This window comes from Ketobacter sp. GenoA1 (assembly GCF_003671475.1).
Classification (GTDB): Bacteria; Pseudomonadota; Gammaproteobacteria; order Pseudomonadales; family Ketobacteraceae; genus Ketobacter.
In genome coordinates, this window is sequence record NZ_RCHM01000042.1 from 386198 (window position 1) to 410998 (window position 24801).

Below are 24801 nucleotides of genomic sequence, written 5' to 3' on the forward strand. Positions count from 1 at the left end.
CCGCTTACATGGCCTCGCCCCCGTCGAGCCTACAGTCGGCTCGGAACGGCGGCTAGATTATCAATGGCCATTTTTGAAGACAATAGGATCGCATCAAATTGAGCAATTTCTTACACGTAAATGTGAATAAGTTGTGATTAAAAATGAGCGCGTGCTTGGTTTATACCTGCACTACAAAACTGATACAGAAAAGTAAAAATTAACTTCGAAAAACAGCCCTGAATATTTATGCCTAGCTTGTCTTTATACTAATTTATATTGGGTTTTAGTGTGCAAAAATATGCGCACTTTGCGGATTGGTGGATTCTGTTCAGTGGTCCAGGTAGCGACGAATCGTTCGCAATGCATACACCAGGCTAATGAAGTCTCTTTCGTTTTTTGCGTGAAATTCCAGCGCGGACATGATCACCTGATTTCTGTGGAGGTTAACCAATAGCCTGCAGGACCCCGCATTTTGATGCAGTAATGCCAGTGTCAGTTGAGCTTTCCAGGCCTGCTCTGCATGGGGTGTATTCCATAGGGTGCGCATCAGGTTAAAACTATTTGGCGAGAAAAACTGTTGAACGCTGCCAAGAGCCAGTGCCGTGTTGTCGGTGCAGTTTCTTTGCGCCGCCGTGGGATCCAAAAAGAGTTTTTCTGCCTGGTGACCCAATGCGCTTAGGTGTTTTTGTTCGATGCTTTCGGTTATATCACTGAAACCATCAATGTCGGCATTGGACAGGGTCGCCAGACCTTTAAGCGGATCACCACCCAGGATTTCATGGCGGGCGATCTGCAAGAGTTGATGGTTTGGAGGCTTGCCTGATTGCCAGTGGCGTTCCAATTGATTGCGTTTGATTTTTTCAGCACGTTGATCCTGTAGTTGAAGTATCAATTGCTGCATCAGCAACTGCTGGCCATCGGCTGCGAACAAATCATGGAAAGGCAGGAGCAGCTGGTTGGCTAACCCTTGGGCTGTTTCAAGTTCGCCCCTGTGCAGCAAGTGGATGAGGCGTTCTTCCTGCTTCAGTTTGTGATGCAGAGAGTCAGGTGGTTCAGTGTCGGAAGTGTCTGGTAATGGTGTCTGGATTTCAAACTGCCAATGCAGCAGGGCCGGTTCGCTCAGATCGACTTCCGTAATTTGCAACTGATTGGCCTGGAGTTGAATGTGCTTTTTCAAACACCTCAGGTTGGGTTGCTGGCAGGCCGACGCAAAGGTTGAAAGGCACAGCAACAGGATCGAGCAATAACACAGTATCAGTCTATGGGGCATGGGTGGTGCGTAAGGTTGGAAATCCTTGCTTTTCCAACCACGACAGAGCGCGTTCGCGATTGGGGGCTCGGCGCTCCCATTCCATGAATTCCTGAGGGTGTGGTTCTTGGTCAGTGCAGCTCACCAGTTGATGGCAGCACTCATGAAACAACAGATATTTCAACACAAACTGAGGTGTGTTGAGTTCCTGCAGGTGGGGGTGAATGGCGATGGTGGCACTTTCCTGGTAGTAACAGGCTGCAGGAACGGCTCGTACTGTGGCGCATTGGCGATTGTACTGCTGTGCAAAATCTTGCCAGCGGGCATCGCCCCGTCTTTTCAGCAGGTGGCTCAACAACAGTTTGGAGTCGGCATGATTTGCAGCAGCGCAGGTTTCCAGATGGGGAATGGCGGCACCGTGCTGGTCATCTCGTATGAGTTTTTTGGCCCGTTCATAAGTATTGAACAACGGGTGCCCTTGGGTAAGGGTCAGGCCCTGCTCGCCGATAAAAAGCGACACCGTGCCCTTTGGTACCTGCCACAGCGCGATTGCTTCTATTTTGTTCTGGAAGAAACGCTTGTTGACGCCCTGCAACAGCCGCTCAAGATAGGCATTGTCTGCTTCTTTGCTGGAGAAATACTGACATTCCGCTGTGTTTACTGCTCTCATCCTTCATCCCTGCTGGTAACGGCCTGGCCCGCTGGCGACCATGGTGTGGCGCGCCTGTTCTATAGGCATCGGTCGATTTTATGGGCACCGGTCGATGGCACGTCCCGTGTCATCAATGTGTATGGCGCGCCGCAATTATAGAGACAGTGGGTGAGCAAAAATGTGGGAGATTTCTTACAGCGGTGTGAGTTAATTTTTCTTTTTGTTCAGCGCCTCCAGAATACTGTCAATTTTCTTTTCCAGCCCTTCAATGCGCTCTTCCATATCCAGCAGTTTGCGCAGCTGGCGTTGTTCGTAGCGCAGTTCTTTCTGAGAGGATTTTGACAGCAGATAGGCCGATACGTTGGCGGTGATGAGGGACACCAGGCAGATGCCCATCAGGATTAGCAGGGAGGCGAATATCCGCCCTTCCGTGCTGGCTGGCACCACATCGCCGTATCCCACTGTGGTTACCGTGACCCAGGCCCACCAGATACCCTCGGCGGGGGAATGAATGGCGGGATCAATGCCGGCGATTAAAATCCCCGACCCGGTAATGAATACGGCGCTGATCACCAGGGTTTTACCCAGGTGGTTTTGGGTCAGCACATTCATGACCAGACGCAGGTTATGGCTGAAGAAACCCACCAGGAAGAAAAGCCGGATCAGCCTCAGCAGGCCAAATTGTTCGTTGACTTCAAACAGTGGCGGGAAGGCGAGGATAATGATGGCCAGGTTGGCCCAGTTGCGGGTGAGGTGACGCAGCCTGTTTGTGCACAGAAGCGTGAGCAGTGAGGTTTCTATCAGGAAGAAACTCCACACGATCCAGTCAAAGGTGATGCGCGCGGATGCCTCCAGCAGACCGTTGGAGATCAGGTACCAGTCCAGCAGTATCCACAGTGCGATTATCAGCATGGGGGCTTCCAGGTAGCCGCCCCAGCGCACGGCTTTTTCATTTTCGGCAGGGTGAACGCCGCCAAATCCCATGAAGACATCTATGGTATGTTTCTGCATGTTACCTCACGTCAGCCTTGTGCTTTCAGTATAGCCGGACAAAACGGGCGGGCTATAGCGCATCCTGGTCGCTGTTCTGGCGATAGGCTCCAGGGGTCAGGCCGGTCCACTTCTTAAACGCTCGATGAAAGGTGCTGGGTTCGGAAAAGCCCATCAATTCGGCGATTTCGTTAATGGTAAGCTGGGAGCGGTTCAGATAGTAGATGGCAGCGTCCCTTCGCATGGTGTCTTTGATCTCCTGATAGGAGGAGCCTTCCTGTTTCAGGTGACGGCGCAGAGTTTGGGGGGTGCTGTTAAGCGAGCGCGCAACGGCCTCGAAATCAGGGAACTCATGGCGGAAATCATTGCCGATGATGGCGCGGATTTTCGCAGTCAGGCTATCATCGTTGTCGGGAATCACCACCAGGTTGTAGGGCGCTTCCCGCAGAAACGCTTTCAGGGTGGATTCATTCTGGGTGATGGGATTGTCCAGGTACTTCTGTTTGAAATGCAGTGCATTGCGTTCCTGATTGAAAAGAATCCGGGTGCGAAACAGACGTTGGTATTCTTCTCTATGTACCGGTGGTTCGCCGCTCAGTGAAACTTGGGTAAGTTCCAGGCGTTGGCCGATCAACCAGCTGAAGAATCGGTGCAGCAGTACCAGAATGCTGTCGCTGGTCTGGTGATCCCAATCCAGTTCCGGATCGTCAAAGCGGACGCTGATGATGGCCTCGTCATTGCGTTTGCTGAGCTTGAAATGCAGATCATCCAACAGCAGATTATAGAACTGAAAAAAGCGCAGGATGCTGCGCTTCAGATTGCCCGCCGGCATACTGGCGTGGGCCATGAGGGCAAAGGTGCCGGGCCGGGTACGGCGTATCCCCCCCAGCAGGAGAAACTCATCTTTGGTTGCCATCACCAACTGCATGCACAGGCGTACGTATTCTTCACTGGGGACCCGGGCTGTTGGGTCTTCCAGGATTTCGGGCGATACATCCAGGCGTGTAACAAAGGGCTGAATGTCCAAACCTGCCTGGCGCGCACGTGCCAGGCAGGCATTAACATAGTGAACGGATACGGTACTTGTTTTCATTGTCACGGCAGTTTATCGGTATAGGCGGTGGCATGTTGCCCCAGAGAATGGAATAAGGCAACAAATGGCGCAAATGGCCAGGGTTTTTGAGCTTTCCGGTCATGTTCCCGTTCTGACCTGCCACCTAGTATGTTATTCAATCAATTCATTGTAACAGCTGACCTGCATTAGGACATCTCATGAGCGGACCTCTTTCTTCCCTTAAAGTGTTGGATTTCACCACATTGTTGCCAGGCCCCATGGGGGCCATGATCATGGCGGATTGGGGGGCCGATGTGGTGCGGGTGGAGTCACCAACGCGGCCGGATATGGTGCGTATGTTGCCGCCCATGGATGATGGCGTCTCCGCATGTCACGGTTATTTAAACCGCTCCAAGCGTTCGTTGGCGCTGGATCTGAAAAAGCCCGATGCGGTCGCGGCGGTCAAGAGACTGGTGCGCGACTATGACATTGTTGTGGAACAGTTCCGCCCCGGCGTGATGGATCGTTTGGGGGTGGGATACGAGGCCCTGAAGGCAGAGAATCCGGGGCTCATTTTCTGTTCCATAACCGGTTACGGTCAGACCGGACCCTTCAAGCAGCGGGCAGGGCATGATCTCAATTATCTGTCCATTGCGGGGGTCACCGGCTATAACGGTCGCCAGAGCAGTGGCCCGGCGCCCATTAATGTGCAGGTGGCGGATGTGGCGGGAGGTTCCTACCATTCGGTAATGGCGATTCTGGCTGCGGTGATTCACCGCCAACAGACCGGTGAAGGTCAGCATCTGGATATCAGTATGACCGATGCCGCCTTTTCCATGCATGCCTTGACCGCACCACCGGCTTTGGTGGGTGGGGTTGAACCTGAACTGGAGGCAACGCAATTGAATGGCGGCAGTTTTTACGATTGCTATGAAACAGCCGATGGCCGATGGCTGTCGGTGGCTGGATTGGAGCCACAGTTCTTTGCCCAGTTTTGCCAGGCCATCGGCCACCCGGAATGGTCAGCGAAAGGGCTTGCTCTGAATCCGGATATTCAGGGGCCGTTGAAGCAGGATATTGCGCAAGTCATCAAGGCCAGAACCTTTGCTGAGTGGGTGGCGGTGTTCGGTGAATTGGATGCGTGCGTTGAGCCGGTGTTGAGTTTCAGTGAGGCCTGTGAACATCCCCAGATCCTGGAACGTGAACTGCTGGTGGATGTGCCCACCGCCAGCGGTGGTACCCAGCGGCAACTGGCATCGCCGGTAAAGTTTTCAGCCACCCCTGCCCAGTACCGGTTTACCGGAGCGGCACTGGGCGCCCATACCGACCAGGTACTCACTGACGCCGGTTTCAGCGCGGAGGAAATCGCCACCCTGAAACAATCCGGGGCCACCATGTGATCCCGGATGATGTTCATTGACCGAGAATAAACTCCCGAATCCAGGCTTTGTTCTGCCGCGCCGTATCGGTCCACAGAAAGGCAATGTGCGCGGAGGCGTCGGTCAGCAATGAACCCAACAGAAATTCCAGATCGGCCACCAGCGGTGGCAGGTGGCTGATGCCGAATCCCAGCTCGTCGGCATTCTCCCGTTGCTCCACACCGGGCATTGGATAGCGTTCGTCTCCCACCAGCGGCAGTCCGGCGATTCTGGCCAGGGCAACGGAGCTGTCGTTGGGTACAATGTTGTCACCGGCACCGGTCATGACATAAAGGGGGCGGATTGGGCGGCCGTTATCGGGGTAGCGCATCAGGTCGATGTAGTTAATGGAATCACCATAGTCCAGCAGCTGTTGAATGGCGCCTTTTAACAGCAGCGCTTCTGCTCCGGTGGCAGCGGGAGGTTCCAGCCGTGAAAAGGCTACGTCCCACAGGATTGAACCGGCCAGTATGCTGGTGACACCCACACCAGTGACCTGGAAAATGGCGCCGTCCAGATCCGGTGAGAGTGCAGCGTAGGCTGAGCCCAGCACTCCTCCCAGGGAGGTTCCCTGCATGAAAACCCGGCTGGTATCCAAATCGGCGACGCCATCTGCACACTGCCAGCAGCCACCCCAGCGCCATTTGCCCACCACATCCAGGTCGGACATTCCGATCAGTGCTTTGTGGGCGGCGGCAAAATCAATGTTGTTTTGCGTCATCATGCCAATTTCACGGGTTACTTTGTCGATCACCAGGTTGGAGAATACCGCACCCCCGTCGGCTTCGGCCCGGGCACCGTGATTGGGAAAATCGACGCTGAAGGTGGCGATGCCAAGCCCGGCATTCTGATCCCCCACCAGTAAATCGGTTTCCTTGCTGGCCCCCAGGCCGTGGGCGTAGAAAGCCACTGGAACACTACCTTCATTGCGGGCTGCCCGGGGCAGGGTAAGGCGAAACGGGATCCATTGTTCCTGGTAGTCGCCATTAAAATCCACCAACCCTACACCCTCCTCCCGGCGGTAGTTGTGGGTCAGAAGCTCACCTGTGATGAGGGCGGCTTTGCGATTGAAATAGCTTTTATAATCCACTTGCAGGTTACGTACCGGGTGATCGGACTCAAAGGTGCGTTCAACCAGCGTGCGTATTGGTGTCAGGACTTCGGCACGATCACGCACGGTGAAAACGGTGGCATTACGCACCTGTTCCGGGTCCAGCCCCATCTGTTGCAGGGCTCCGGTAACGGTGTCCAGGTAAGCGATGGCTTGGGGGGTGTCGGCGCTGTCCTGCAGGCTCAGAAAATCTTCCGTTTCACCCACCAGCGCCATATCCTTGGTCACCGCCACGGCAATTTGATGGCCGAAGGGCCAGCGTCCCATAGGGAACACTTCCAACACTTCCGATGGCGCGCTGACCCGGCGACCGCGGGCGTAGGCGTTGATCTGGGTGCGAATATCCAGTGGTTCATTGGTGGTGAGGTCAAATGCGATTACCGCACTACCACCGTACTTTGGCAGTGTCGCCGCATCCGGTTGCTGTTCGAATTCAAACACCACCGCGGAGGCAGCGGAGTAGCCACTGGCATTGTTGAAGACCTGCTGCACGCTGATGCCGTTTGCCACGGGCAGTTGTGCCAGCACTTCCGGTCGCAGTACATCATCACTCATATTGATGCTGATACCGGTGGGGCTGTTGCTGTTTTGGTTGGCCCAGATGTCTGATGGAAAAGGCAGGGCGCAGGTGATGAGGCTGGTTGGATTGCAGAGGGGGGCAGCAAAGGCTGACTGGATGAGTACGGTGCCGCCCAGCAGAGTGCCGGCAATCGCTGCGCGCACGGCGTGTTTGATATTGGCCACGTTGATTCCCCTTGTTGTTCGTTCTTGTGATTATTGGCTTATTATTTTCGGAGGTATTGACACTCAAGGTATCATGAGTTGGGGGAGAGGACTTGTGGAATGTGGACGTGTGAACCGGTGTGCCTTGTGAAAAGCAGCCCGGGTCAGGGCTGCTTTATATTGCCGTTTACCATTCGCTGCGGCGTTTCTTGGCGCTGCTCTTGGAGATCAGCCAGGCCAGGATGACACCCAGGAGGACAGCACCGGCGCCCCACTGAATGCCTTCCTTGAGATTGTCCTCGGATAAACGGATGTTCTCCACTTTTAATTTTTCTATATCCACCTTCAGCAGCTCAGCTTCTTCCTGCAACTGCCGGTAGGCGGCTTCCGTGGCAATCGCATTGCGGGATACTTTCTGAATTCGATCCAGTTCCTGCTGCAGCTTCTCTGTGCTGTTGGACATTTTGCTGTGGTCGGATTTCAGTCCGCCCAATTCGGTACGGGTTTCCGACAGCTGGGCCTTAAGGGCGCTGTTTTCCGTTTGCAGGCTATTAATCTGCTTCTGGGCGCGGGCCAACTGATCCCGGGCGATGGGCTCATCGGTGGTGTACTGCGATTGAATCCAGCCTTCCTTACCGTTGGTTCTGATCTGGATCCACTCCCCGGATTCCTTCAAAACCTCCATGGATGTACCACTGCGTAAAAAGTCAATAATGCGGTATTCCACGCTGGGGCCGGAGCGCATGTCCACCCTTAGATTGTCGTGGATGTAAAGCATTTTGGCGTAACCTGGTGTGGCCAGAATACTGGCGATGATCAAGGTAGCAATGGCGCTGATCAACTGTTTCACTGTATTTCCCCGTGATTTTTGATTTTGTCGCAGTGTAACGATAAGTGGGTTGTTTTCGCGTTTAAACAGGTCACAACCGGCGATTATGGCAGCACCTTTTTGTAAGGTTTCACCATCACCTGTTTGTAAACGCCGGCCGCAACGTAGGGGTCGGCGTCGGCCCAGGCCTGGGCCGCACTCAGGTTTTCAAATTCGGCGATGACCAGGCTGCCGGTAAACCCCGCGTCACCGGGTGTTTCGCTATCGATGGCCGGGAACGGGCCCGCCACCAGCAACCGGCCTTGCTGCTTCAGGGTTTCCAGCCGGGCCAGATGATCCGGCCGGGCTCCCTGGCGTTTCTCCAGGCTGTTCTCAACATCCTCACTGACAATCGCGTAATACATTATCCCTGTGACTCCTGATTGTTATCGGGTTTGACTTCTGAAATGTAACGCGACAAATACAGGAACTGGCCAACAAAGAACACCATGTTGATGAGCGTGAATCCCACCAGTTTGAACGTCACCCAGAAATCTTCACCGTAGGTGAAATAGACGAAAAGGTTGATGCAGCCCAGAGCGATGAAATACAGGACCCAGACAATGCACAGTGGCGCCCACTTGTCATCCGGCATGGTCAGCCTCAAATGTGGGGCTTGCTTGAGAAAGCCCTGGACCGCTTTGCGTACCAGATTCTTGCGGATCAGCAGGCTGACCAGAAAGACCGCGGCAATGGACCAGTTGACGATGGAAGGTTTCCAGACGATGAAGATGGGGTCGTCCAGGAAGATGGTCAGGCTACCCATGACCAATACCACCACAAAGGTGCCCAGGTGCATTTTTTCCACCGTGCGTTTCCAGAGCCAGAACACGGCGATTTGCACCACGCTGGCGGCCAGCAATACTTTGGTGGAGAGGATCATATCCTTGCTCGTATAATAAGCAACGACAAACAGGGCTACCGGGAAGAAGTCGAAAAACTGTTTCATATCAAATAATTCATCTCTAATGAGGCACCAATGATAGAATATTTGCCCCGCCTAAGCACTCCCGAGCGGCGCTGAAAGGTTAATTTCATGCAAAATCAGCCCAGTAGCATCGATCTCCATGTCCATACCACGGCCTCCGACGGTGAGCTTGACCCTGCCCGGTTAGTGGCCCTGGCGGCGGATTCCGGTGTGTCCACCCTGGCCATAACAGATCATGATTCCATGGCCGGGTTGGCGGAGGCGGGGCGCGTCAGTGCCGAGCGCGGCCTTTCCTTGATTGCCGGGGTTGAGGTGTCTTCCCGCTGGAGCAACATGGATATCCATATTGTGGGGCTGGGGGTGAATACAGGGGACGAACGTTTTCAGGGGCGCCTGCAAAGCCAGATGGACCGTCGCTGGGAGCGCGCGCGAATCATGGCGCAGCGGCTGGCCAGACTGGGTTATCCCGGGATGTTGGAACGAGCGGCTGAAGGCGCCCCCCAGGGTATTCCCGCCCGCCCACATTTTGCCGAGGCGCTGGTGCAGGCCGGTGCCTGCAAGGATCGCAAGCAGGCGTTTCAGCGCTATCTGGCCCAGTCCAAGCCGGCCTACGTGAAAACCGAGTGGCCCGAGATCAGCGAAGCGGTGCGCTGGATCCGCGAAGCCCGGGGGGTCGCCGTGCTGGCCCACCCCGGGCGTTATAAACTGACCCGGACCAAGTTGGAGCGGTTGATTTGTATGTTTGCTGAGTCCGGAGGCCAGGCACTGGAGGTCTGTGTCGCCACCCATGGGCCGGAAATGGTTCGGCAACTGGCTGATTTGGCAGTTAAATATAATCTTTATGCATCACAGGGAAGCGACTATCATGGCCCCTCCATGCGCTGGGTACAATTGGGAAAGATGCCACCTTTACCCTCCAACTGGCGCTCTGTGCTCGAACTGCTGCCATTGGAGAAATGAATCCAGCAGCAGCGAGCGTTGTTTAGTTCATAAGTAGGCAGGCCATGACCGAAATATTTCGTATTCATCCGGAGACCCCCCAGAAGCGCTTGATCAAGCAGGCAGCAGATCGCATTCGAAAAGGGGAGGTGGTGGTGTATCCCACCGATGCCGCCTATGCGGTGGGGTGCGCGTTGGAGAACAAGCGGGGGCTGGAGCGAATCGTGCAACTGCGTCAGCTGGATGACAAGCACCAGTTTACCATTCTGTGTCGCGATCTATCGGAGCTGGCGAACTATGCCAAGGTGGAAAACTGGGCTTTTCGTCTTTTAAAGGCCAACACACCCGGAGCCTACACCTTCGTATTGAGGGCCACCGGTGAGGTGCCGCGGCGACTTATGCATGCCAAAAAGAAAACGCTGGGGCTGAGAGTGCCCGATAACGTGGTGGTGCAGGCGTTACTGGAAGAGGTGGGGGAGCCCATCATGAGTACAACCTTGCTCTTGCCCGGGGATGAATACCCCCTAATCGATCCGCAGGAAATCTATGAGCGGGTGGGCAAGCAGGTGGATCTGGTGTTGGATGGTGGTTGGGGAGAAATGGAAACCACAACCGTGGTGGATCTGGAAGGGGAAGCGCCCATACTGCTGCGGGAAGGCAAGGGAGACCCGGCGCCATTTCTGTAATGCGGCAACGGCGGGCCGTGATCATGTCAGGCAGGTTGATGAATCCAGTGTAATAGACCGTATCGTACTTCGACAGCGTGACGAATATCGCTATAATCACCCCTTTCATCCTGGAGTCGGGGCCGCGAGGCCGGGGAAGGTCTCCAGGATAGCCAAACACTATATAAAAATCAGGAGTTTACCTTGAGCTCAGTTGTTTCGGAGCAACGTGTCCTTTCTGGCATGCGCCCCACAGGCAATCTGCACCTTGGCCATTATCACGGCGTCCTCAAAAACTGGGTTAAATTGCAGCACGAATTTGAGTGCTTTTTATTCGTCGCCGATTGGCATGCCCTCACCACCCATTATGAAGATCCCAGGGTAATTGAAGAGTCGGTGTGGGACATGGTGATCGACTGGCTGGCAGCGGGCATTAATCCCGGTTCAGCCACTCTGTTCATACAGAGCCGGGTGCCTGAACACGCTGAGTTGCATCTGTTGCTGTCGATGATGACCCCGTTGGGCTGGCTGGAGCGGGTGCCCACCTACAAGGACCAGATCGAGCAGCTCAAAGAAAAGGACTTGGCCACCTATGGGTTCCTTGGATACCCCCTGTTGCAAAGCGCCGATATTCTCATTTATCGCGCCGGTCATGTACCGGTGGGGGCAGATCAGGTTTCCCATATTGAGCTGACGCGGGAAGTGGCGCGGCGCTTCAACCATTTATATGGACGGGAACCCGGTTTTGAAGAGTTGGTGGAACAAGCCATCCAGAAAATGGGCAAGAAGACCGCCAAACTGTATCGTAACCTGCTCAACAAGTTTCAGGAGCAGGGGGATGAAGAAGCCCTGGAGACAGCCCACGCTTTGGTGCGGGATCAGCAGAACATCACGCTCAGTGACAAGGAACGCCTGCATGGCTTTATCGAAGGCAGCGGCAAAGTGATTCTGACCGAACCACAGGCATTGCTGACACCGGCCTCCAAGATGCCCGGTTTGGATGGCCGCAAAATGTCGAAATCCTATAACAACACCATCACCCTGCGGGATTCGGAAGATGAAGTGATGACCAAGATTCGCACCATGCCCACGGACCCGGCCCGGGTACGGCTTACCGATGCCGGCGATCCGGAAAAATGCCCGGTATGGCAATGGCATCTGGTGTACTCGGATGACAGTACCCGGGATTGGGTGCAGCAGGGTTGCAAAAGTGCCGGTATTGGTTGCCTGGATTGTAAAAGGCCGTTGATCGATGCGTTGCAAGAGGAACTTAAACCAATTCGCATGCGGGCCGGGGAATATGCCGGCAACCCGGATCTGGTGAAAAGCATCGTGGCGGAGGGGTGTGAAAAGGCCCGCGACGCCGCCAAGCAAACCCTGGAAGATGTGCGCGAGGCCATGGGCCTGGGATACTTTTGATGACCATATCCGAACAGGATACATTGCTGGAAGAAGCGTCGGCAGCCGAGGCGCAGGCGGCGCCTGAGGCTGCCCAGGCTACAGGGGAATCCCATCCCGACGCAGCCCATCCGCAACAGGGCGAGATGCCGTTCGCCCTGGTCTATGGCGAGGCCTTCACCAAGCTGCCCCAGGACCTGTATATCCCGCCGGATGCACTGGAAGTCATTCTGGAGGCGTTTGAAGGCCCACTGGATCTGCTTCTATATCTCATCAAACGGCAGAACCTGGATATTCTGGATGTTCCGGTGGCCCAGATCACGTCCCAGTACATGCAGTACGTCGAGTTGATGAAAAGTCTCAACCTGGAACTGGCCGCTGAATATCTGGTTATGGCAGCGCTTTTGGGGGAGATCAAATCCCGCATGCTGTTACCGCGGCAGACCGAAGAGGAAGACGACGAACACGATCCCAGAGCGGAACTGATCCGCCGCCTGCAGGAATATGAACGCTATAAAAAGGCGGCTGAAGACATTGATGAAATGCCCCGGGTGGGGCGCGAGATTCATTTGGCGGCAGCCGATCAACCCCGCTTCGAGCGTGAGCGGGCGCACCCGGATGTGGATCTGCGTGAGGTGCTGCTGGCCCTGCAGGAAGTGTTGCACCGGGCAGACATGTTTGAAAGTCATCAGGTCAGCCGTGAAAAACTCTCCACCCGTGAGCGCATGACCCAGGTGCTGGAACGTCTGGGGCGGGATCGATTTGTCCCCTTCGTCAGCCTGTTCAGTTATGAAGAGGGGCGTCTGGGTGTGGTGGTGACGTTTCTGGCCATTCTGGAATTGGTGAAGGAGTCCCTGGTGGAGCTGGTGCAGAGTGAACCCTTGGGGCCGATCCACGTTAAGGCCCGGGAATCGGCCCACGAGGCGGGCCCGGAAGACGACGATCTGAATCCGCAGGATGAAGATGAATCGGCAGAAGGGGCGTACGAGCCGGTTCCGCCGCCGGTATTGGCGCAGCAGGATGAGGCAGACGACGTCACCAATCAGCCCCTGGATACCGATTACCATCAAAGCAACGATCAAACCGAGAGCGAAGACAACAACAATGTCTCTTGATCAGGATACTGTAAAACGTATTGTGGAAGGCGCGCTGTTTGCGGCGGGTCAGCCCATGAAACTGGAGAAACTGGCCGGGCTGTTCCTGGAAGAGGAGGCGCCGCCCACCGAGATGCTGGTGGAAGCCATCAATCAGCTCAAAGCCGAATATGAAGGCCGCGGTGTCATGTTGAAGGAGGTGGCTTCAGGCTTCCGCTTTCAGGTGGAAGAAACCGTGGGTGAGTGGGTCAGTCGCCTGTGGGAGGAAAAACCGGCCCGCTATTCCCGTGCCTTGCTTGAGACGCTGGCACTTATTGCGTATCGCCAGCCCATTACCCGGGGTGAGATTGAAGAAATCCGTGGCGTCAGTGTGAGCTCGCACATCACCAAGACGCTGCTGGAGCGGGAATGGATTCGGGTGGTGGGCCATCGTGATGTGCCCGGCCGGCCGGCAATGTATGGCACTACCCGCAACTTTTTAGATTATTTCAACCTCAAAAACCTGGATGAACTGCCATCGCTGGCGGAAATCCGGGATTTGGATGCCATTAATGCCGAGTTGGAACTGGTGCAGCAAGGGCTGGACCCAAATGGTCAGCTGGATGTGGATGAAGGTCCGGAGGACGGCGTTGATGACGCAACCACACCCTCTCAAGCACTTGATTCGTTGGAAGAAGCCGAGGCTGAGCCAGCGGTGGCCTCCGCTGACGAGATGATCCGGGAGGCCCCCACCGACGCGGAAGAAAGCGTCATTGTTAAGCCTGATGAAAATACTTAGGTTGAGCATTCTAGTTTTTTAGTTTTATCTATCCCCAATTGCCATCCTTTCAAGGGGGGGCAGGGTAGCCGTGAGGCTGCACTATACTGTGTTTTATTTGTACTGACTGTTGTGATTGGTGTCGCGTGTTAACCGGTTGTTCCCGGTTCATGCATTTATTGGTGAGTTTTTTTAGTAATGAGTGAAAAAATACAAAAAGTTCTGGCACGGGTGGGGCTGGGTTCCCGTCGTGCAATGGAAGAGTGGATTCAGGAAGGCCGGGTTTCCGTTAACGGCAAGGTATCCACTCTGGGTGACCGTATTGAGCAAGATGATGAGTTGCGCGTAGATGGTCGCATCATCAACTTCGCCGCCGAAGAGGAAAGCATTCGTCGGGTTATCCTTTATTACAAGCCCGAAGGCGAAGTCTGCACCCGCACCGACCCCAGTGGTCGTCCCACGGTGTTTGATGCTTTGCCAAAGCTGCAGGATCAGCGCTGGGTGGCCATCGGCCGTCTCGACATCAATAGTCAGGGGTTGTTGCTGTTTACCACCGATGGTGATCTGGCCAATCGCATGATGCATCCGTCTTCCAATATAGAACGTGAATATGCAGTACGTATCCACGGGGAAGTGACGGAGGAAAACCTGGAAGCTCTGCGGACGGGTGTGACGCTGCTGGATGGCCCCGCCAAGTTCGATGAGATCGTTGATCGGGGCGGGGAGGGTACCAACCATTGGTATCATGTCATCCTGCGGGAAGGCCGTAAGCGGGAAGTGCGTCGCATGTGGGAAAGTCAGGGCGTGCAGGTAAGCCGTCTGATTCGGGTGCGGTATGGTGATGTGCAGTTGCCGCGCAACCTGAAAGCCGGGCGTTGGGTTGAACTGGATAAGGATGTCATTGATGGCCTGGCCGAGAGTTGTGGCGCTGCATTACGCAAGCGCACCGGCTTATATGGCCGTGCCAAGGCTCGCTCAGAGCGGGCGGTGGAGAAAGAGGTGCGCAGGGGCGGCTATCTGCGACGGCGGCGTTACTGATCAGATGAACAACGCTTCTCAAGCATTGGCCAATGAAGGTTCCGCCAGTGTGACCTGGTTGCGGCCGCTGTGTTTGGCGCAATAGAGTGCTTTGTCAGCCCGCCGCAGCAGGCTTTCCCGGTCTTCTCCGTGGCAAAGGCTGGCCACGCCGATGCTGGCGGTGACCTTGATCTTGAGCGCACCCAGTGAAATGTTGGTCCGTTCAATGATCTGGCGGATTCTCTCGGCCCCGATTTTCGCGCCGGCCACATCGGTTTTGTTGAGCAGGATAACGAACTCTTCACCCCCGTAGCGGAATATCATATCGGCATTGCGGGAGCTGTTCTGGATGGTGCCGGCGATGGTTTTCAGTACGTGATCACCCACCGCATGACCGTGACTGTCGTTAATGTTCTTGAAAAAGTCCAGGTCCAGAATCATTACCGAAAGCGGGTGGTTATAGCGACTGGCCTGTTCCACCTCGCGGCTCAGGATGGAATCCAGGCCTATGCGATTCCCCGCGCCGGTTAACCCGTCGGTCAAAGACGCCCGGACCGCTTCGTGGTAGCGCAGGCCGTTGCGCAGTGGAAAGACCAGGGATGTCACCATCCGGTCCAGTTTTTCCAGGTCGCAGGGCGTGAAATCGCGGCTTTTCCTGTATAGGGTGAGGTCACCCAGATAATCGCTGTCGGTCTGAATCCGGTAGTGGGAAGTACGGCCTTTTGGCGTGCCCAGCTGATAGGTGAATTTGTATGGGGTGTGCTCGAAACTGATCCCATCCGCAGCAACAACCCGTTGGATTTCCCTGAAAAACAGGCCGATGATTTCAGACAGTTCAATGCTGGTTTGCAGTACGGCTGAAAGGCGCGACAGTGCCAGAGCTTCGCTGTGGCGGCCGGCATGAAGTGCGTCGGTGGAGGGTGCGTGGTTCTTCACCAGCCCTTCGCTGTCCAGGTCAACAATCCGCGCACTGCTAATAGCGTTCATTTTTGCTTCCTCTATACCATCATTCTTTGACATAACTCGTCGTCTGCACACTCTGATGCCAAGACCGTGCCAGTCTTGGTCTAAAAATAACCGGTTTATAGAATTCCCTTATTTTACAAGAGGTTTTAGCGTGGAGGGTAGCAGCGGTCAGGATAAGGTAGGCTGAGGAATGAGAACGGCGTCAAATTGCTGGCTTATTTTCGCTGTGCATCCAGTGACTGACCGGAAACCGCGGCGGAATCCGTTCCCATCAGGAAATTGTACAGCGGCATAATGGCCTCCGGCGGGCAAACGCTTGCCGGTTCTTCTGCCGGGTAGGCGCTGGCGCGCATCCGGGTGCGTGTGGCCCCGGGATTGATACAGTTCACCCGGACGTTGCTGGTGTCCCTCAGTTCATCCGCCAGGGTTTGCATCATGCCTTCTGTGGCAAATTTTGAGATGGCATAGGCACCCCAATTGGCGCGGCCTTTGCGGCCAACCGAGGACGTGGTGAAGATGATTGAACCTGCCTCCGACTGACGCAGCATGGGCAGCAGTGTGCGTATCAGCATGAATTGCGCGTTGACGTTTACCTGCATGACTTTTTCAAACAGATCGATGGGGTAATACTCCAGTGGCCGCACATCCCCCAGTATGGCCGCATTCAGCAGCAAGCCATCCAGGCGGCCAAACTCGCTGTCAATGGTTTCGGCAATCTGCTGATATTCCAGGTGGCTGGCCGATTCCAGATTCAGCGGTACTATGGCCGGTTGTCTGCCACCTTCCGATTCAATCTGATCGTAAACCCGTTCCAGTTTTTCCACGGTGCGCCCCAGCAGGACCACCGTGGCACCCAGGCGGGCGTAACTCAGGGCGGCGGCGCGGCCGATACCATCACCGGCACCGGTCACCAGGATCACTCGGTCTTGCAGCAGATTGTCGGGTGCCTGATATTGGGTGTAGTCCTGAGTCATGAGTGTTTCCGTTTTGAAGCAGATTAAACCCTGATTCTACCAGAATTGGGGGTACAGTTTGAGATGCGTTTCCCTAATTTCAGCATCACAGTTGCCGCGTCAGCCATTCCGTAAATGCCTTCGGTGTGGCTAAGGTCAGGTGGGCGTTCCAATCCTCCGCCTGCTCACCTGCGTTGAGATATCCCCAGGCCGCCGCGATGGTGTAGCTGTTGGCGCGTTTACCGGCTTCAATGTCCCGGGCATGATCGCCCACGTACAAGGTGTGCGCCGGATCCACCCCGATGCGTTGGCAGGCGGTGAGAATGGGCTCGGGGTGTGGTTTGCGGTGGGTTACCTGGTCGGGGCAAATGGCAATGGCGCAACGCTGTTCCAGGTTCAACCCGGCCAGAAGCGGGTTGGTGTAGCGGCTGGGCTTGTTGGTGACAATGCCCCAGGGGATGTTGGCTTTTTCCAGCGTCTGCAGCGCGTTGTCCAGTCCGGCAAACAAGCCTGATTCTTGTGCCAGGCTGGCTTCGTATCGCTGCAACAGCGTTGCGAGATGATCGGCGAAATGCGGGTTGTTGTCTTCTCCGCCAAACGCCAGTGTGACCAGGGCGCGGGCGCCATTGGAGACCTGCTGGCGAACCCTGTCATAGGTAAACGGCGGCAGTTGATGTTCCTGGCGCAACTGATTCACGATGCGCACAAAGTCCGGTGCGGTATCGATAAGAGTGCCGTCCAGATCAAACAGCACGGCGGCAATGGGTTTAGGTACCGGCATATTGTCTACTTCAGGCAGGTTTCGTGCAGTGTACGAAGTAGTTGACGTCAACATCCTTCGTGATTTTGAAATGCATGGAGAGCGGATTTACGCTCATGCCGCTCACATTCCTGACGTTTAGCCCGGCTTGGCGCGACCAGGCCGACAACTCCGAAGGTTTGATGAACTTCAGGTATTCGTGAGTGCCTTTGGGCACCAGTTTCATTACGTATTCGGCCCCCACAATGGCCATTACATAGGCCTTGGGGTTGCGGTTGATGGTTGAGAAAAACACATGGCCACCCGGTTTGGTCAGGGCCGCGCAGGCTTGGACGATGGCGCCGGGGTCCGGCACATGTTCCAGCATTTCCATGCAGGTGACCACATCGAAATGGTTGGGCATTTCAGCGGCCAGGTCTTCAACGCTGATATGACGGTAGTCAATATCGAGCTGATGTTGCGCGGCATGGGCCTGGGCCACATCCAGGTTGGCTGCCCCCATATCAATGCCGGTTACCTGCGCACCGCGATAGGTCAATCCCTCGCTCAGGATGCCGCCGCCGCAACCCACATCCAATACTGCCATACCGGCCAGGGCGGTGCGTTCGTTGATGTAATTCAGCCGCAGCGGGTTGATGTCGTGGAGGGGTTTGAATTCCCCGTCCGGGTCCCACCACTTATCTGCAATGGATTCGAATTTGGCAATCTCGGTTTGGTCTACGTTACTCATCTCGATGCTCATCGGCCAGTTGAATTTGCGCTTTCCAGAGCTTGGCTTTGGAGAGGATGTCATCCAGGTCCAGGGTGGTGAGCTGGCGGTTTTTCATAACCTGCTTGCCGCCAATCCAGCTGTCGGTGACCTGGCTCGAAGGGGTGGCGTACACCAATTGTGACTCCACATGATAATGGGGCTGGCAGGTGACGTCGTCCAGGTGTACGGCAATCATGTCCGCGGCCTTGCCCACTTCCAGGCTGCCGGTAAGGTGGTCGATGCCCAACGCCTTGGCGCCGTTAAGGGTGGCCATTTCCAGGGCCTGGTGGGCAGGCAGGGCGCTGGGATCACCCGCGACCCCTTTGGCCAGCAGGGCCGCCGTGCGCATTTCGCCAAACATATCCAGATCGTTGTTGCTGGCTGCTCCGTCGGTACCCAAAGCAACGTTGACACCGGCGGCCAGCAGTTTGGCTACCGGGCAAAAGCCGCTGGCCAGTTTCAGGTTGGATTCCGGGCAATGGACGACATGGGTGCCGGTCTCTGCCAGCAGTTGTATTTCCTCGTCACTGAGTTGCGTCATGTGAACGGCCTGCAACTGAGGGGTGAGCATGCCCATGTCGTGCAGGCGCTGAAGGGGGCGTTTGCCGGTGGTTTTGACCGCTTCGTCCACCTCAAAGGCGGTTTCGTGCAGATGAATCTGAATCGCCATGTTGGTTTCCACCGCCATGGTGTTCACTTTCTGCAAGGGTTCATCGGACACCGTATAGGGGGCATGGGGGCCAAAGGCAATTCTGACCAGGGGATGGTTGCGATAGTCGTCATGCAACTGCAGGCCCTTGCGTAGATACTCATCGGCGTTCTGGGCCCAGTTGGTAGGGAAGTCCAGGATAGGAAAGCTCAGCTGGCAGCGCATGTTGGCGTTGGCGGCGGCTTTGGCCATCACATTGGGGTAGAAATACATATCACTGAAGCAGGTGGTGCCGCTGCGAATCATTTCCGCCATGGCCAGTTGCGCCCCTTCCAGGGTGAAGGCTTCATCCACCCAGCGTGCTTCTGCCGGCCAGATATGATTTTGCAACCAGTCCATCAACGGCAGGTCGTCGGCGAGGCCGCGAAACAGGCTCATGGCTGCGTGGCCGTGGGCGTTGATCAGGCCTGGCATCAGAACATGCTCCGGGAGCTCAATGGTTTCCGCCGCTTCGACGCGCAGTGAGTCGCGCGGGCCCATTGCAGCGATGCGTCCTTTGTCGATGGCAATACTCTGGTGTTCCAGAAACGGTTGGCCGGGGTCCATGGTTAACACCCAACGGGCGTTGATCAGCGTCGAAACGATGTTGTTGTCTGACATATTAAGGTTACCTGCCGAGTGTCTTTCGCGGTGTCGGTCTGACGGTTGATGCTGGTTTGGCGTCGGCCAATAGTACTCTTGTTTGCTGTCAGAGTGAAAAGCCAAGCAGAAAAAATCCGTTTCAAAACACCTGTTTCTGGCTCTGGGAGGGGCATGTCCGTATAATTTGCAGCGTCAAGGTTGGAGGGTAACGAATGGTACCGGGTCAGGAAAACTCAGTAAGCGCGATCGAATGGCGGGACGATGCATTGTGGCTGCTTGATCAGCGGGCGTTGCCTGTGCAGGAGGTCTGGCTCGAGCATCAGGAAGTTGCTGCTGTGGTGGAATCCATTCGTGCCATGGTGGTGCGTGGGGCGCCTGCCATAGGGATTACTGCCGCCTACGGGGTGGTGCTTGCCGCCCGCAACCGTCGCAATCAGGATGCCTACACCTGGCGGGAGCAACTGGAACAGGATCTTGAGGCTCTGGCCCAATCCAGGCCCACCGCGGTGAACCTGTTCTGGGCTCTGGATCAGATGCGCCTGGCCCTGGATAAGCTGGCGGATAATGAAGATCCCATTGTGCAGCTGCTGCGGGAAGCCAAAAAGATCCACCGCTTGGATGTTGCCGCCAATCATGCCATGGGGCGACTGGGCAGTGCTGTGATCGCCAGTTACAGTACGCCCGTCAAGGGGGTGATCACCCACTGTAATACCGGGTCGCTGGCAACCGGGGGCTATGGTACGGCCCTGGGGGTAATCCGGTCGGCCTGGCAGCAGGGGTTGATTGATCGGGTCTTTGCCGATGAAACCCGGCCCTGGTGGCAGGGATCCCGTCTCACGGCCTGGGAATTGAGCCAGGACAAGATACCGGTGACCCTGATGGCCGATACGGTGGGGGCTACCCTGATGCGGCAGGGGCGGATCAGCTGGGTGATTGTGGGGGCCGACCGGATCACCGCCAATGGCGATGTGGCCAATAAGATCGGTACCTATAATCTGGCGGTGCTGGCCAAGCACCATGGGGTCCGCTTTATGGTGGCAGCCCCCACCAGTACCTTCGATATGATGTTATCCAGCGGCGAGGACATACCCATTGAGGAGCGTGGTCCGGATGAGCTGGTGGCGTTCAAAAACCATCGCCTGGCGCCGGACAATATCGATGTCTATAACCCGGTGTTCGATGTCACCCCGGCGGAGCTGATCGATGCCATTGTCACCGAAAAGGGGGTGGTGGAAAGCCCTAATCTGGCCGGTGTTTCCCGCCTTATGGAAAAGCAGTCCCTGCACTGATGAAATCCACTGCAAAAACGCAATAATTCTACCAAAAACCGCCATTTGCCCTTAGCCCCCGCAGGGCGGTTCGTGCTATCATTTGGAGCTTTAAAATCGGCCTTGCAAGCCGTCAGGGGCAATGACAAAAACGACGAAAGATCAACCCCGGTCACTGTGAGCCAAAGGTCAATCGAGCACCCGCTCACAGCCGTCATCAGCAAACCAGGAACCCGATGTCAGAACTAGCCAAAGAAATCCTACCGGTCAACATCGAAGACGAACTCAAGCAATCCTATCTTGACTATGCCATGAGCGTTATCGTGGGGCGTGCTCTGCCGGATGTGCGAGACGGATTGAAGCCCGTGCATCGTCGCGTTCTGTACGCCATGCATGAGTTGGGGAACGTCTACAACAAACCCTATAAAAAGTCCGCCCGTGTGGTGGGTGACGTTATCGGTAAATATCACCCCCATGGTGATTCGGCCGTATACGACACCATCGTGCGCATGGCTCAGCCGTTTTCGCTGCGTTACATGCTGGTGGATGGCCAGGGTAACTTTGGTTCCATTGATGGCGATAACGCCGCAGCCATGCGATACACCGAAGTTCGCATGTCCAAAATTGCCCATGACCTGCTGGCGGACCTGGAAAAGGAAACCGTCGACTTTGTGCCGAACTATGACGGCAATGAGCAGATGCCCTCGGTTCTACCCACGCGTGTTCCCAATTTGCTGGTGAATGGCTCATCCGGTATTGCCGTGGGGATGGCCACCAACATCCCGCCCCACAATCTGGGTGAAGTGATCGACGGGACCCTGGCCTGCATTGATAATCCGGACATCGATGTGGATGGCCTGATGGAATACATCCAGGGCCCGGATTTGCCTACCCACGGGATCATTAATGGTCGCTCCGGCATCATTGAGGCCTACCGCACGGGTCGTGGTCGGATGTACATGCGGGCCCGTGCGCACATTGAGACCGAAAAGAACGGCAAGGAAACCATTATCGTCACGGAGATTCCCTATCAGGTGAACAAAGCCCGCCTGATTGAGAAGATCGCCGAGCTGGTAAAGGAAAAACGAATTGAAGGCATCAGTGAGATCCGCGACGAATCCGATAAGGATGGTATCCGGGTGGTGATTGAGGTGCGCCGCGGTGACAATGCCGAAGTGTTGCTCAATAACCTGTATTCGCAGACGCAACTGGAAACGGTGTTCGGCATCAATATGGTGGCGTTGGTCGATGGCCAGCCCCGCTTGTTGAATCTGAAGGGCATCGTAGAAGCCTTTATCCGTCATCGGCGGGAAGTGGTGACCCGGCGTACGGTTTATGATTTGCGTAAGGCCCGTGAGCGTGGCCATGTGCTGGAAGGCCTGGCGGTGGCACTGGCCAATATTGACCCCGTTATCGAGTTGATCAGATCCTCGCCCGGCCGTGCCGAGGCGGAAGAGCGCCTCATGGGGCAGGGCTGGAAGCCTGGTCATGTGCTGGAGATGCTGGAACGGGCCGGTGGCCCGGATGCCTGTCGCCCGGATGATATTGATACCAGGTTCGGTTTGCGGGATGACGGCTTGTACTACCTGTCGGCAGTGCAGGCCAAAGAAATTCTCGATATGCGCCTGCACCGTCTTACCGGTTTGGAAACCGATAAGCTGCTGAAGGAATATCAGGAAAAACTGGATCTGATCCGCGAGTTGATGGCCATTCTTGCAGACCCAGAGCTGTTGATGACCGTGATCCGGGAAGAACTGGTTGCGATTCGCCAGCAATATGCCGATGAGCGGCGTACTGAAATTGTTGCCTCACGCATGGATCTGACCAACGAAGATCTGATTCCTGAGGAAACCGTTGTGGTGACTTTGTCCCATGGCGGTTATGCCAAGACCCAGCCCATCGTCAATTACCAGGCACAGCGGCGGGGTGGTCGCGGCAAAGCGGCAGCATCGGTCAAAGACGAAGATTATGTCGAGCATCTGTTGGTCACCAGCTCTCACGACACCATTCTGTGTTTCAGCAACCAGGGTAAGGTGTACTGGCTCAAGGTGTATCAGATTCCACAGGCCGGGCGACAGTCCCGCGGGCGCCCCATCGTCAACCTGTTACCGTTGAACGATGATGAGAAGATTACCGCTATATTGCCGCTGCGTGAGTACGAGTCCGGTAAATTTGTCTTCATGGCCACCAGCAACGGCACCGTCAAGAAAGTGGAGCTGGAAGCGTTTTCACGGCCCCGCAGTTCCGGCCTGATCGCCATCGAGCTGGATGAGGGGAATTGTCTGGTGGGTGTGGACATCACCGACGGTGAACAGGACATCATGCTGTTTACATCCGAAGGTAAAGCGGTGCGCTTCAAGGAAGAAAACGTCCGCGCCATGGGGCGCACGGCCCGTGGTGTACGTGGTGTTAATCTGCCGCAGGGCGTCCATCTCATCTCACTGATTGTGCCGCAGGCCGGTCATCAGGTTTTGACCGCCAGTGTCAACGGTTATGGCAAGCGTACCGCGGTAGAGGATTTCCCAACCAAAGGGCGCGGTGGCAAGGGCATCATTGCCATGCGTTGCAGCGAGCGTAATGGTGCGTTGCTGGGTGCCGTGCAGGTTTCTGAAACCGATGAAATCATGCTGATATCGGATCAGGGCACATTGGTTCGCACCCGTGTTGCTGAAGTTTCAGTACAGGGCCGGGATACCCAGGGTGTGATGCTGATTCGGTTGGCGAAAGATGAACATCTGGTGGGCGTGGAACGTATTGCGGAGCTGGAAGACGCCATCGACGTTGAGGCGGTGGCTGAACTCGCCCAGCAAGATCCGGCTGCGCCTGCGGCACCGGATTCTGATACCGACCCCGATACCGATTCCGAACAAGAGGATTGATGATTGCCATGACGCGCGCCTTTAATTTTTGTGCTGGCCCGGCGGCGCTACCGGAAGCGGTATTGCAGAAAGCGCAGGCCGAAATGCTTGATTATGAGGGCCGAGGCCTGTCGGTGATGGAGATGAGTCACCGCTCCGATGAGGTGGTGGCGATCGCGGAAAAGGCCGAGCAGGATTTGCGGGATCTGCTCTGTGTTCCGGATGGTTACAAGGTGTTGTTCCTGCAGGGTGGGGCCAACACGCAATTTGCAATGGCACCCATGAATCTCACATCCAATAACCACACCGCGGATTATGTGAATACCGGGCAGTGGTCCACCAAGGCCATCAAAGAGGCGGCCCATTATTGTAATGTGAACGTGGTGGCAACCAGTCAAGGCGACAACTTCAGTTCGGTGCCCGCGTTTGACAGTTGGCGGTTGAGTAAAGACGCCGATTATCTGCATTATTGCCCCAATGAAACCATTGGTGGTGTTGAGTTTGATTTCATACCGGAAGTGGATGTGCCCCTGGTGGCGGATTTTTCTTCCAGTATTTTGTCGCAGCCCCTGGATGTAGGCCGCTTTGGCCTGATCTATGCCGGCGCGCAAAAGAACATCGGGCCTGCGGGCCTTACTGTGGTGATCGTGCGTGAAGCGTTGTTGGGCAACGCCATACCGGCAACCCCTTCCATGCTGGATTACAAAACCCATGCAGACGCGGGCTCCATGTACAATACGCCGCCCACCTACGCCTGGTATCTGTCCGGGCTGGTGTTTCAGTGGCTTAAGGAGCAGGGCGGTCTGGAGGCCATGGCCAGGTTGAATCAGGCGAAATCCGATAAACTGTATCACTATATTGATAACAGCGGTTTCTACTCAAATCCGGTGGCGGTCAACAACCGTTCCAGAATGAACGTGCCCTTTACCTTGGCGGATGCCGCCCTGGATAAGGAGTTTCTGCAACAGGCGGAAGAGCGGCGTTTGTTGAATCTGAAAGGCCATCGTTCCGTGGGAGGAATGCGTGCCAGCCTGTACAATGCGGTTCCCATGGCTGCGGTGGATGCGTTGATCGAATTCATGCAAGACTTTGCGCAACGAAGGGGTTAA

22 protein-coding genes and 1 pseudogene are annotated in these 24801 nt (G+C 55.7%); 10 read left to right on the forward strand and 13 right to left on the reverse strand.

Features of this window, described 5'->3' with window-relative positions; all coding sequences use genetic code 11:
• Window positions 1-310: 310 nt before the first annotated feature.
• The 4 genes from D9N13_RS15890 to D9N13_RS15905 form a co-directional block, all read right to left on the reverse strand.
• Window positions 311-1159, reverse strand: a complete 849-nt coding sequence (locus D9N13_RS15890) for a hypothetical protein (RefSeq protein ID WP_290592071.1) — start codon at window positions 1157-1159, stop codon at window positions 311-313.
• Between the two features lie 82 nt (window positions 1160-1241).
• Window positions 1242-1901 carry a SprT-like domain-containing protein gene (locus D9N13_RS15895; RefSeq protein WP_290592073.1) on the reverse strand — a complete coding sequence of 220 codons (660 nt, stop codon included), beginning with the start codon at window positions 1899-1901 and terminating at the stop codon, window positions 1242-1244.
• Between the two features lie 189 nt (window positions 1902-2090).
• The gene (locus D9N13_RS15900) at window positions 2091-2894 is read right to left on the reverse strand and encodes a potassium channel family protein (RefSeq protein WP_290592074.1); all 804 of its coding nucleotides are present in this window, start codon (window positions 2892-2894) and stop codon (window positions 2091-2093) included.
• Between the two features lie 52 nt (window positions 2895-2946).
• On the reverse strand, window positions 2947-3966 hold the full coding sequence (locus D9N13_RS15905) for an AraC family transcriptional regulator (protein ID WP_290592076.1): 1020 nt from the start codon (window positions 3964-3966) through the stop codon (window positions 2947-2949).
• Between the two features lie 179 nt (window positions 3967-4145).
• Here D9N13_RS15905 and D9N13_RS15910 point away from each other — a divergent pair, with 179 nt between their 5' ends.
• Window positions 4146-5327 carry a CaiB/BaiF CoA transferase family protein gene (locus D9N13_RS15910; protein WP_290592078.1) on the forward strand — a complete coding sequence of 394 codons (1182 nt, stop codon included), beginning with the start codon at window positions 4146-4148 and terminating at the stop codon, window positions 5325-5327.
• Between the two features lie 13 nt (window positions 5328-5340).
• On the opposite strand, the gene D9N13_RS15915 is transcribed toward D9N13_RS15910, so the two are convergent.
• From D9N13_RS15915 to D9N13_RS15930, 4 genes are all read right to left on the reverse strand, one after another.
• Window positions 5341-7200, reverse strand: coding sequence for an alpha/beta hydrolase family protein (locus tag D9N13_RS15915; RefSeq protein ID WP_290592080.1), 1860 nt, complete (start codon window positions 7198-7200; stop codon window positions 5341-5343).
• A gap of 166 nt (window positions 7201-7366) precedes the next feature.
• A complete protein-coding gene (locus D9N13_RS15920) occupies window positions 7367-8029 on the reverse strand; it encodes a TIGR04211 family SH3 domain-containing protein (RefSeq protein ID WP_290592082.1) in 663 nt (220 codons plus the stop codon).
• Between the two features lie 83 nt (window positions 8030-8112).
• Window positions 8113-8412, reverse strand: coding sequence for a YciI family protein (locus D9N13_RS15925; protein ID WP_290592084.1), 300 nt, complete (start codon window positions 8410-8412; stop codon window positions 8113-8115).
• Window positions 8412-8996 carry an inner membrane-spanning protein YciB gene (locus tag D9N13_RS15930; RefSeq protein ID WP_290592086.1) on the reverse strand — a complete coding sequence of 195 codons (585 nt, stop codon included), beginning with the start codon at window positions 8994-8996 and terminating at the stop codon, window positions 8412-8414. The genes D9N13_RS15925 and D9N13_RS15930 overlap by 1 nt, the downstream gene beginning before the upstream one ends.
• A gap of 87 nt (window positions 8997-9083) precedes the next feature.
• On the opposite strand from D9N13_RS15930, the gene D9N13_RS15935 reads away from it, so the two are divergent.
• The 6 genes and pseudogenes from D9N13_RS15935 to rluB all read left to right on the forward strand — a co-directional run bounded on the left by D9N13_RS15935 (window position 9084) and on the right by rluB (window position 14866).
• The gene (locus tag D9N13_RS15935) at window positions 9084-9935 is read left to right on the forward strand and encodes a PHP domain-containing protein (protein WP_290592088.1); all 852 of its coding nucleotides are present in this window, start codon (window positions 9084-9086) and stop codon (window positions 9933-9935) included.
• 44 nt (window positions 9936-9979) lie between these two features.
• Window positions 9980-10600 carry an L-threonylcarbamoyladenylate synthase gene (locus tag D9N13_RS15940; protein ID WP_290592090.1) on the forward strand — a complete coding sequence of 207 codons (621 nt, stop codon included), beginning with the start codon at window positions 9980-9982 and terminating at the stop codon, window positions 10598-10600.
• Between the two features lie 183 nt (window positions 10601-10783).
• On the forward strand, window positions 10784-11998 hold the full coding sequence (locus D9N13_RS15945) for a tryptophan--tRNA ligase (protein WP_290592092.1): 1215 nt from the start codon (window positions 10784-10786) through the stop codon (window positions 11996-11998).
• Window positions 11999-12123: 125 nt separating this feature from the next.
• Window positions 12124-12885, forward strand: a pseudogene (locus tag D9N13_RS15950) (segregation and condensation protein A); the annotation flags it as partial.
• A gap of 196 nt (window positions 12886-13081) precedes the next feature.
• Window positions 13082-13849, forward strand: a complete 768-nt coding sequence (gene scpB / locus D9N13_RS15955) for an SMC-Scp complex subunit ScpB (protein ID WP_290592094.1) — start codon at window positions 13082-13084, stop codon at window positions 13847-13849.
• A 177-nt stretch (window positions 13850-14026) separates the two neighbouring features.
• Entirely contained in the window at window positions 14027-14866 is an 840-nt protein-coding gene (gene rluB / locus D9N13_RS15960) for a 23S rRNA pseudouridine(2605) synthase RluB (protein WP_290592095.1), read from the forward strand.
• Window positions 14867-14884: 18 nt separating this feature from the next.
• Here the strand turns inward: rluB and D9N13_RS15965 are convergent, their stop codons facing one another.
• The 5 genes from D9N13_RS15965 to D9N13_RS15985 form a co-directional block, all read right to left on the reverse strand.
• Window positions 14885-15832: a GGDEF domain-containing protein gene (locus tag D9N13_RS15965; protein ID WP_290592097.1), complete on the reverse strand. Its 948-nt coding sequence runs from the start codon at window positions 15830-15832 to the stop codon at window positions 14885-14887.
• A 194-nt stretch (window positions 15833-16026) separates the two neighbouring features.
• Window positions 16027-16785 carry a YciK family oxidoreductase gene (locus D9N13_RS15970; RefSeq protein ID WP_290592099.1) on the reverse strand — a complete coding sequence of 253 codons (759 nt, stop codon included), beginning with the start codon at window positions 16783-16785 and terminating at the stop codon, window positions 16027-16029.
• Window positions 16786-16870: 85 nt separating this feature from the next.
• Entirely contained in the window at window positions 16871-17545 is a 675-nt protein-coding gene (locus tag D9N13_RS15975; protein WP_290592101.1) for an HAD family hydrolase, read from the reverse strand.
• A 10-nt stretch (window positions 17546-17555) separates the two neighbouring features.
• Complete coding sequence (gene ubiG / locus D9N13_RS15980; protein ID WP_290592103.1) at window positions 17556-18254, reverse strand: bifunctional 2-polyprenyl-6-hydroxyphenol methylase/3-demethylubiquinol 3-O-methyltransferase UbiG; 699 nt, start codon at window positions 18252-18254, stop codon at window positions 17556-17558.
• Complete coding sequence (locus tag D9N13_RS15985; RefSeq protein ID WP_290592105.1) at window positions 18247-19584, reverse strand: TRZ/ATZ family hydrolase; 1338 nt, start codon at window positions 19582-19584, stop codon at window positions 18247-18249. Before D9N13_RS15985 ends, ubiG begins: the two co-directional genes overlap by 8 nt.
• Before the next feature lie 194 nt (window positions 19585-19778).
• Here D9N13_RS15985 and mtnA point away from each other — a divergent pair, with 194 nt between their 5' ends.
• From mtnA to serC, 3 genes are all read left to right on the forward strand, one after another.
• Window positions 19779-20855, forward strand: coding sequence for an S-methyl-5-thioribose-1-phosphate isomerase (gene mtnA / locus D9N13_RS15990; protein ID WP_290592107.1), 1077 nt, complete (start codon window positions 19779-19781; stop codon window positions 20853-20855).
• Between the two features lie 215 nt (window positions 20856-21070).
• Window positions 21071-23713, forward strand: coding sequence for a DNA gyrase subunit A (gyrA, locus tag D9N13_RS15995; protein ID WP_290592109.1), 2643 nt, complete (start codon window positions 21071-21073; stop codon window positions 23711-23713).
• The gene (gene serC / locus D9N13_RS16000; RefSeq protein ID WP_411268177.1) at window positions 23713-24801 is read left to right on the forward strand and encodes a 3-phosphoserine/phosphohydroxythreonine transaminase; all 1089 of its coding nucleotides are present in this window, start codon (window positions 23713-23715) and stop codon (window positions 24799-24801) included. Before gyrA ends, serC begins: the two co-directional genes overlap by 1 nt.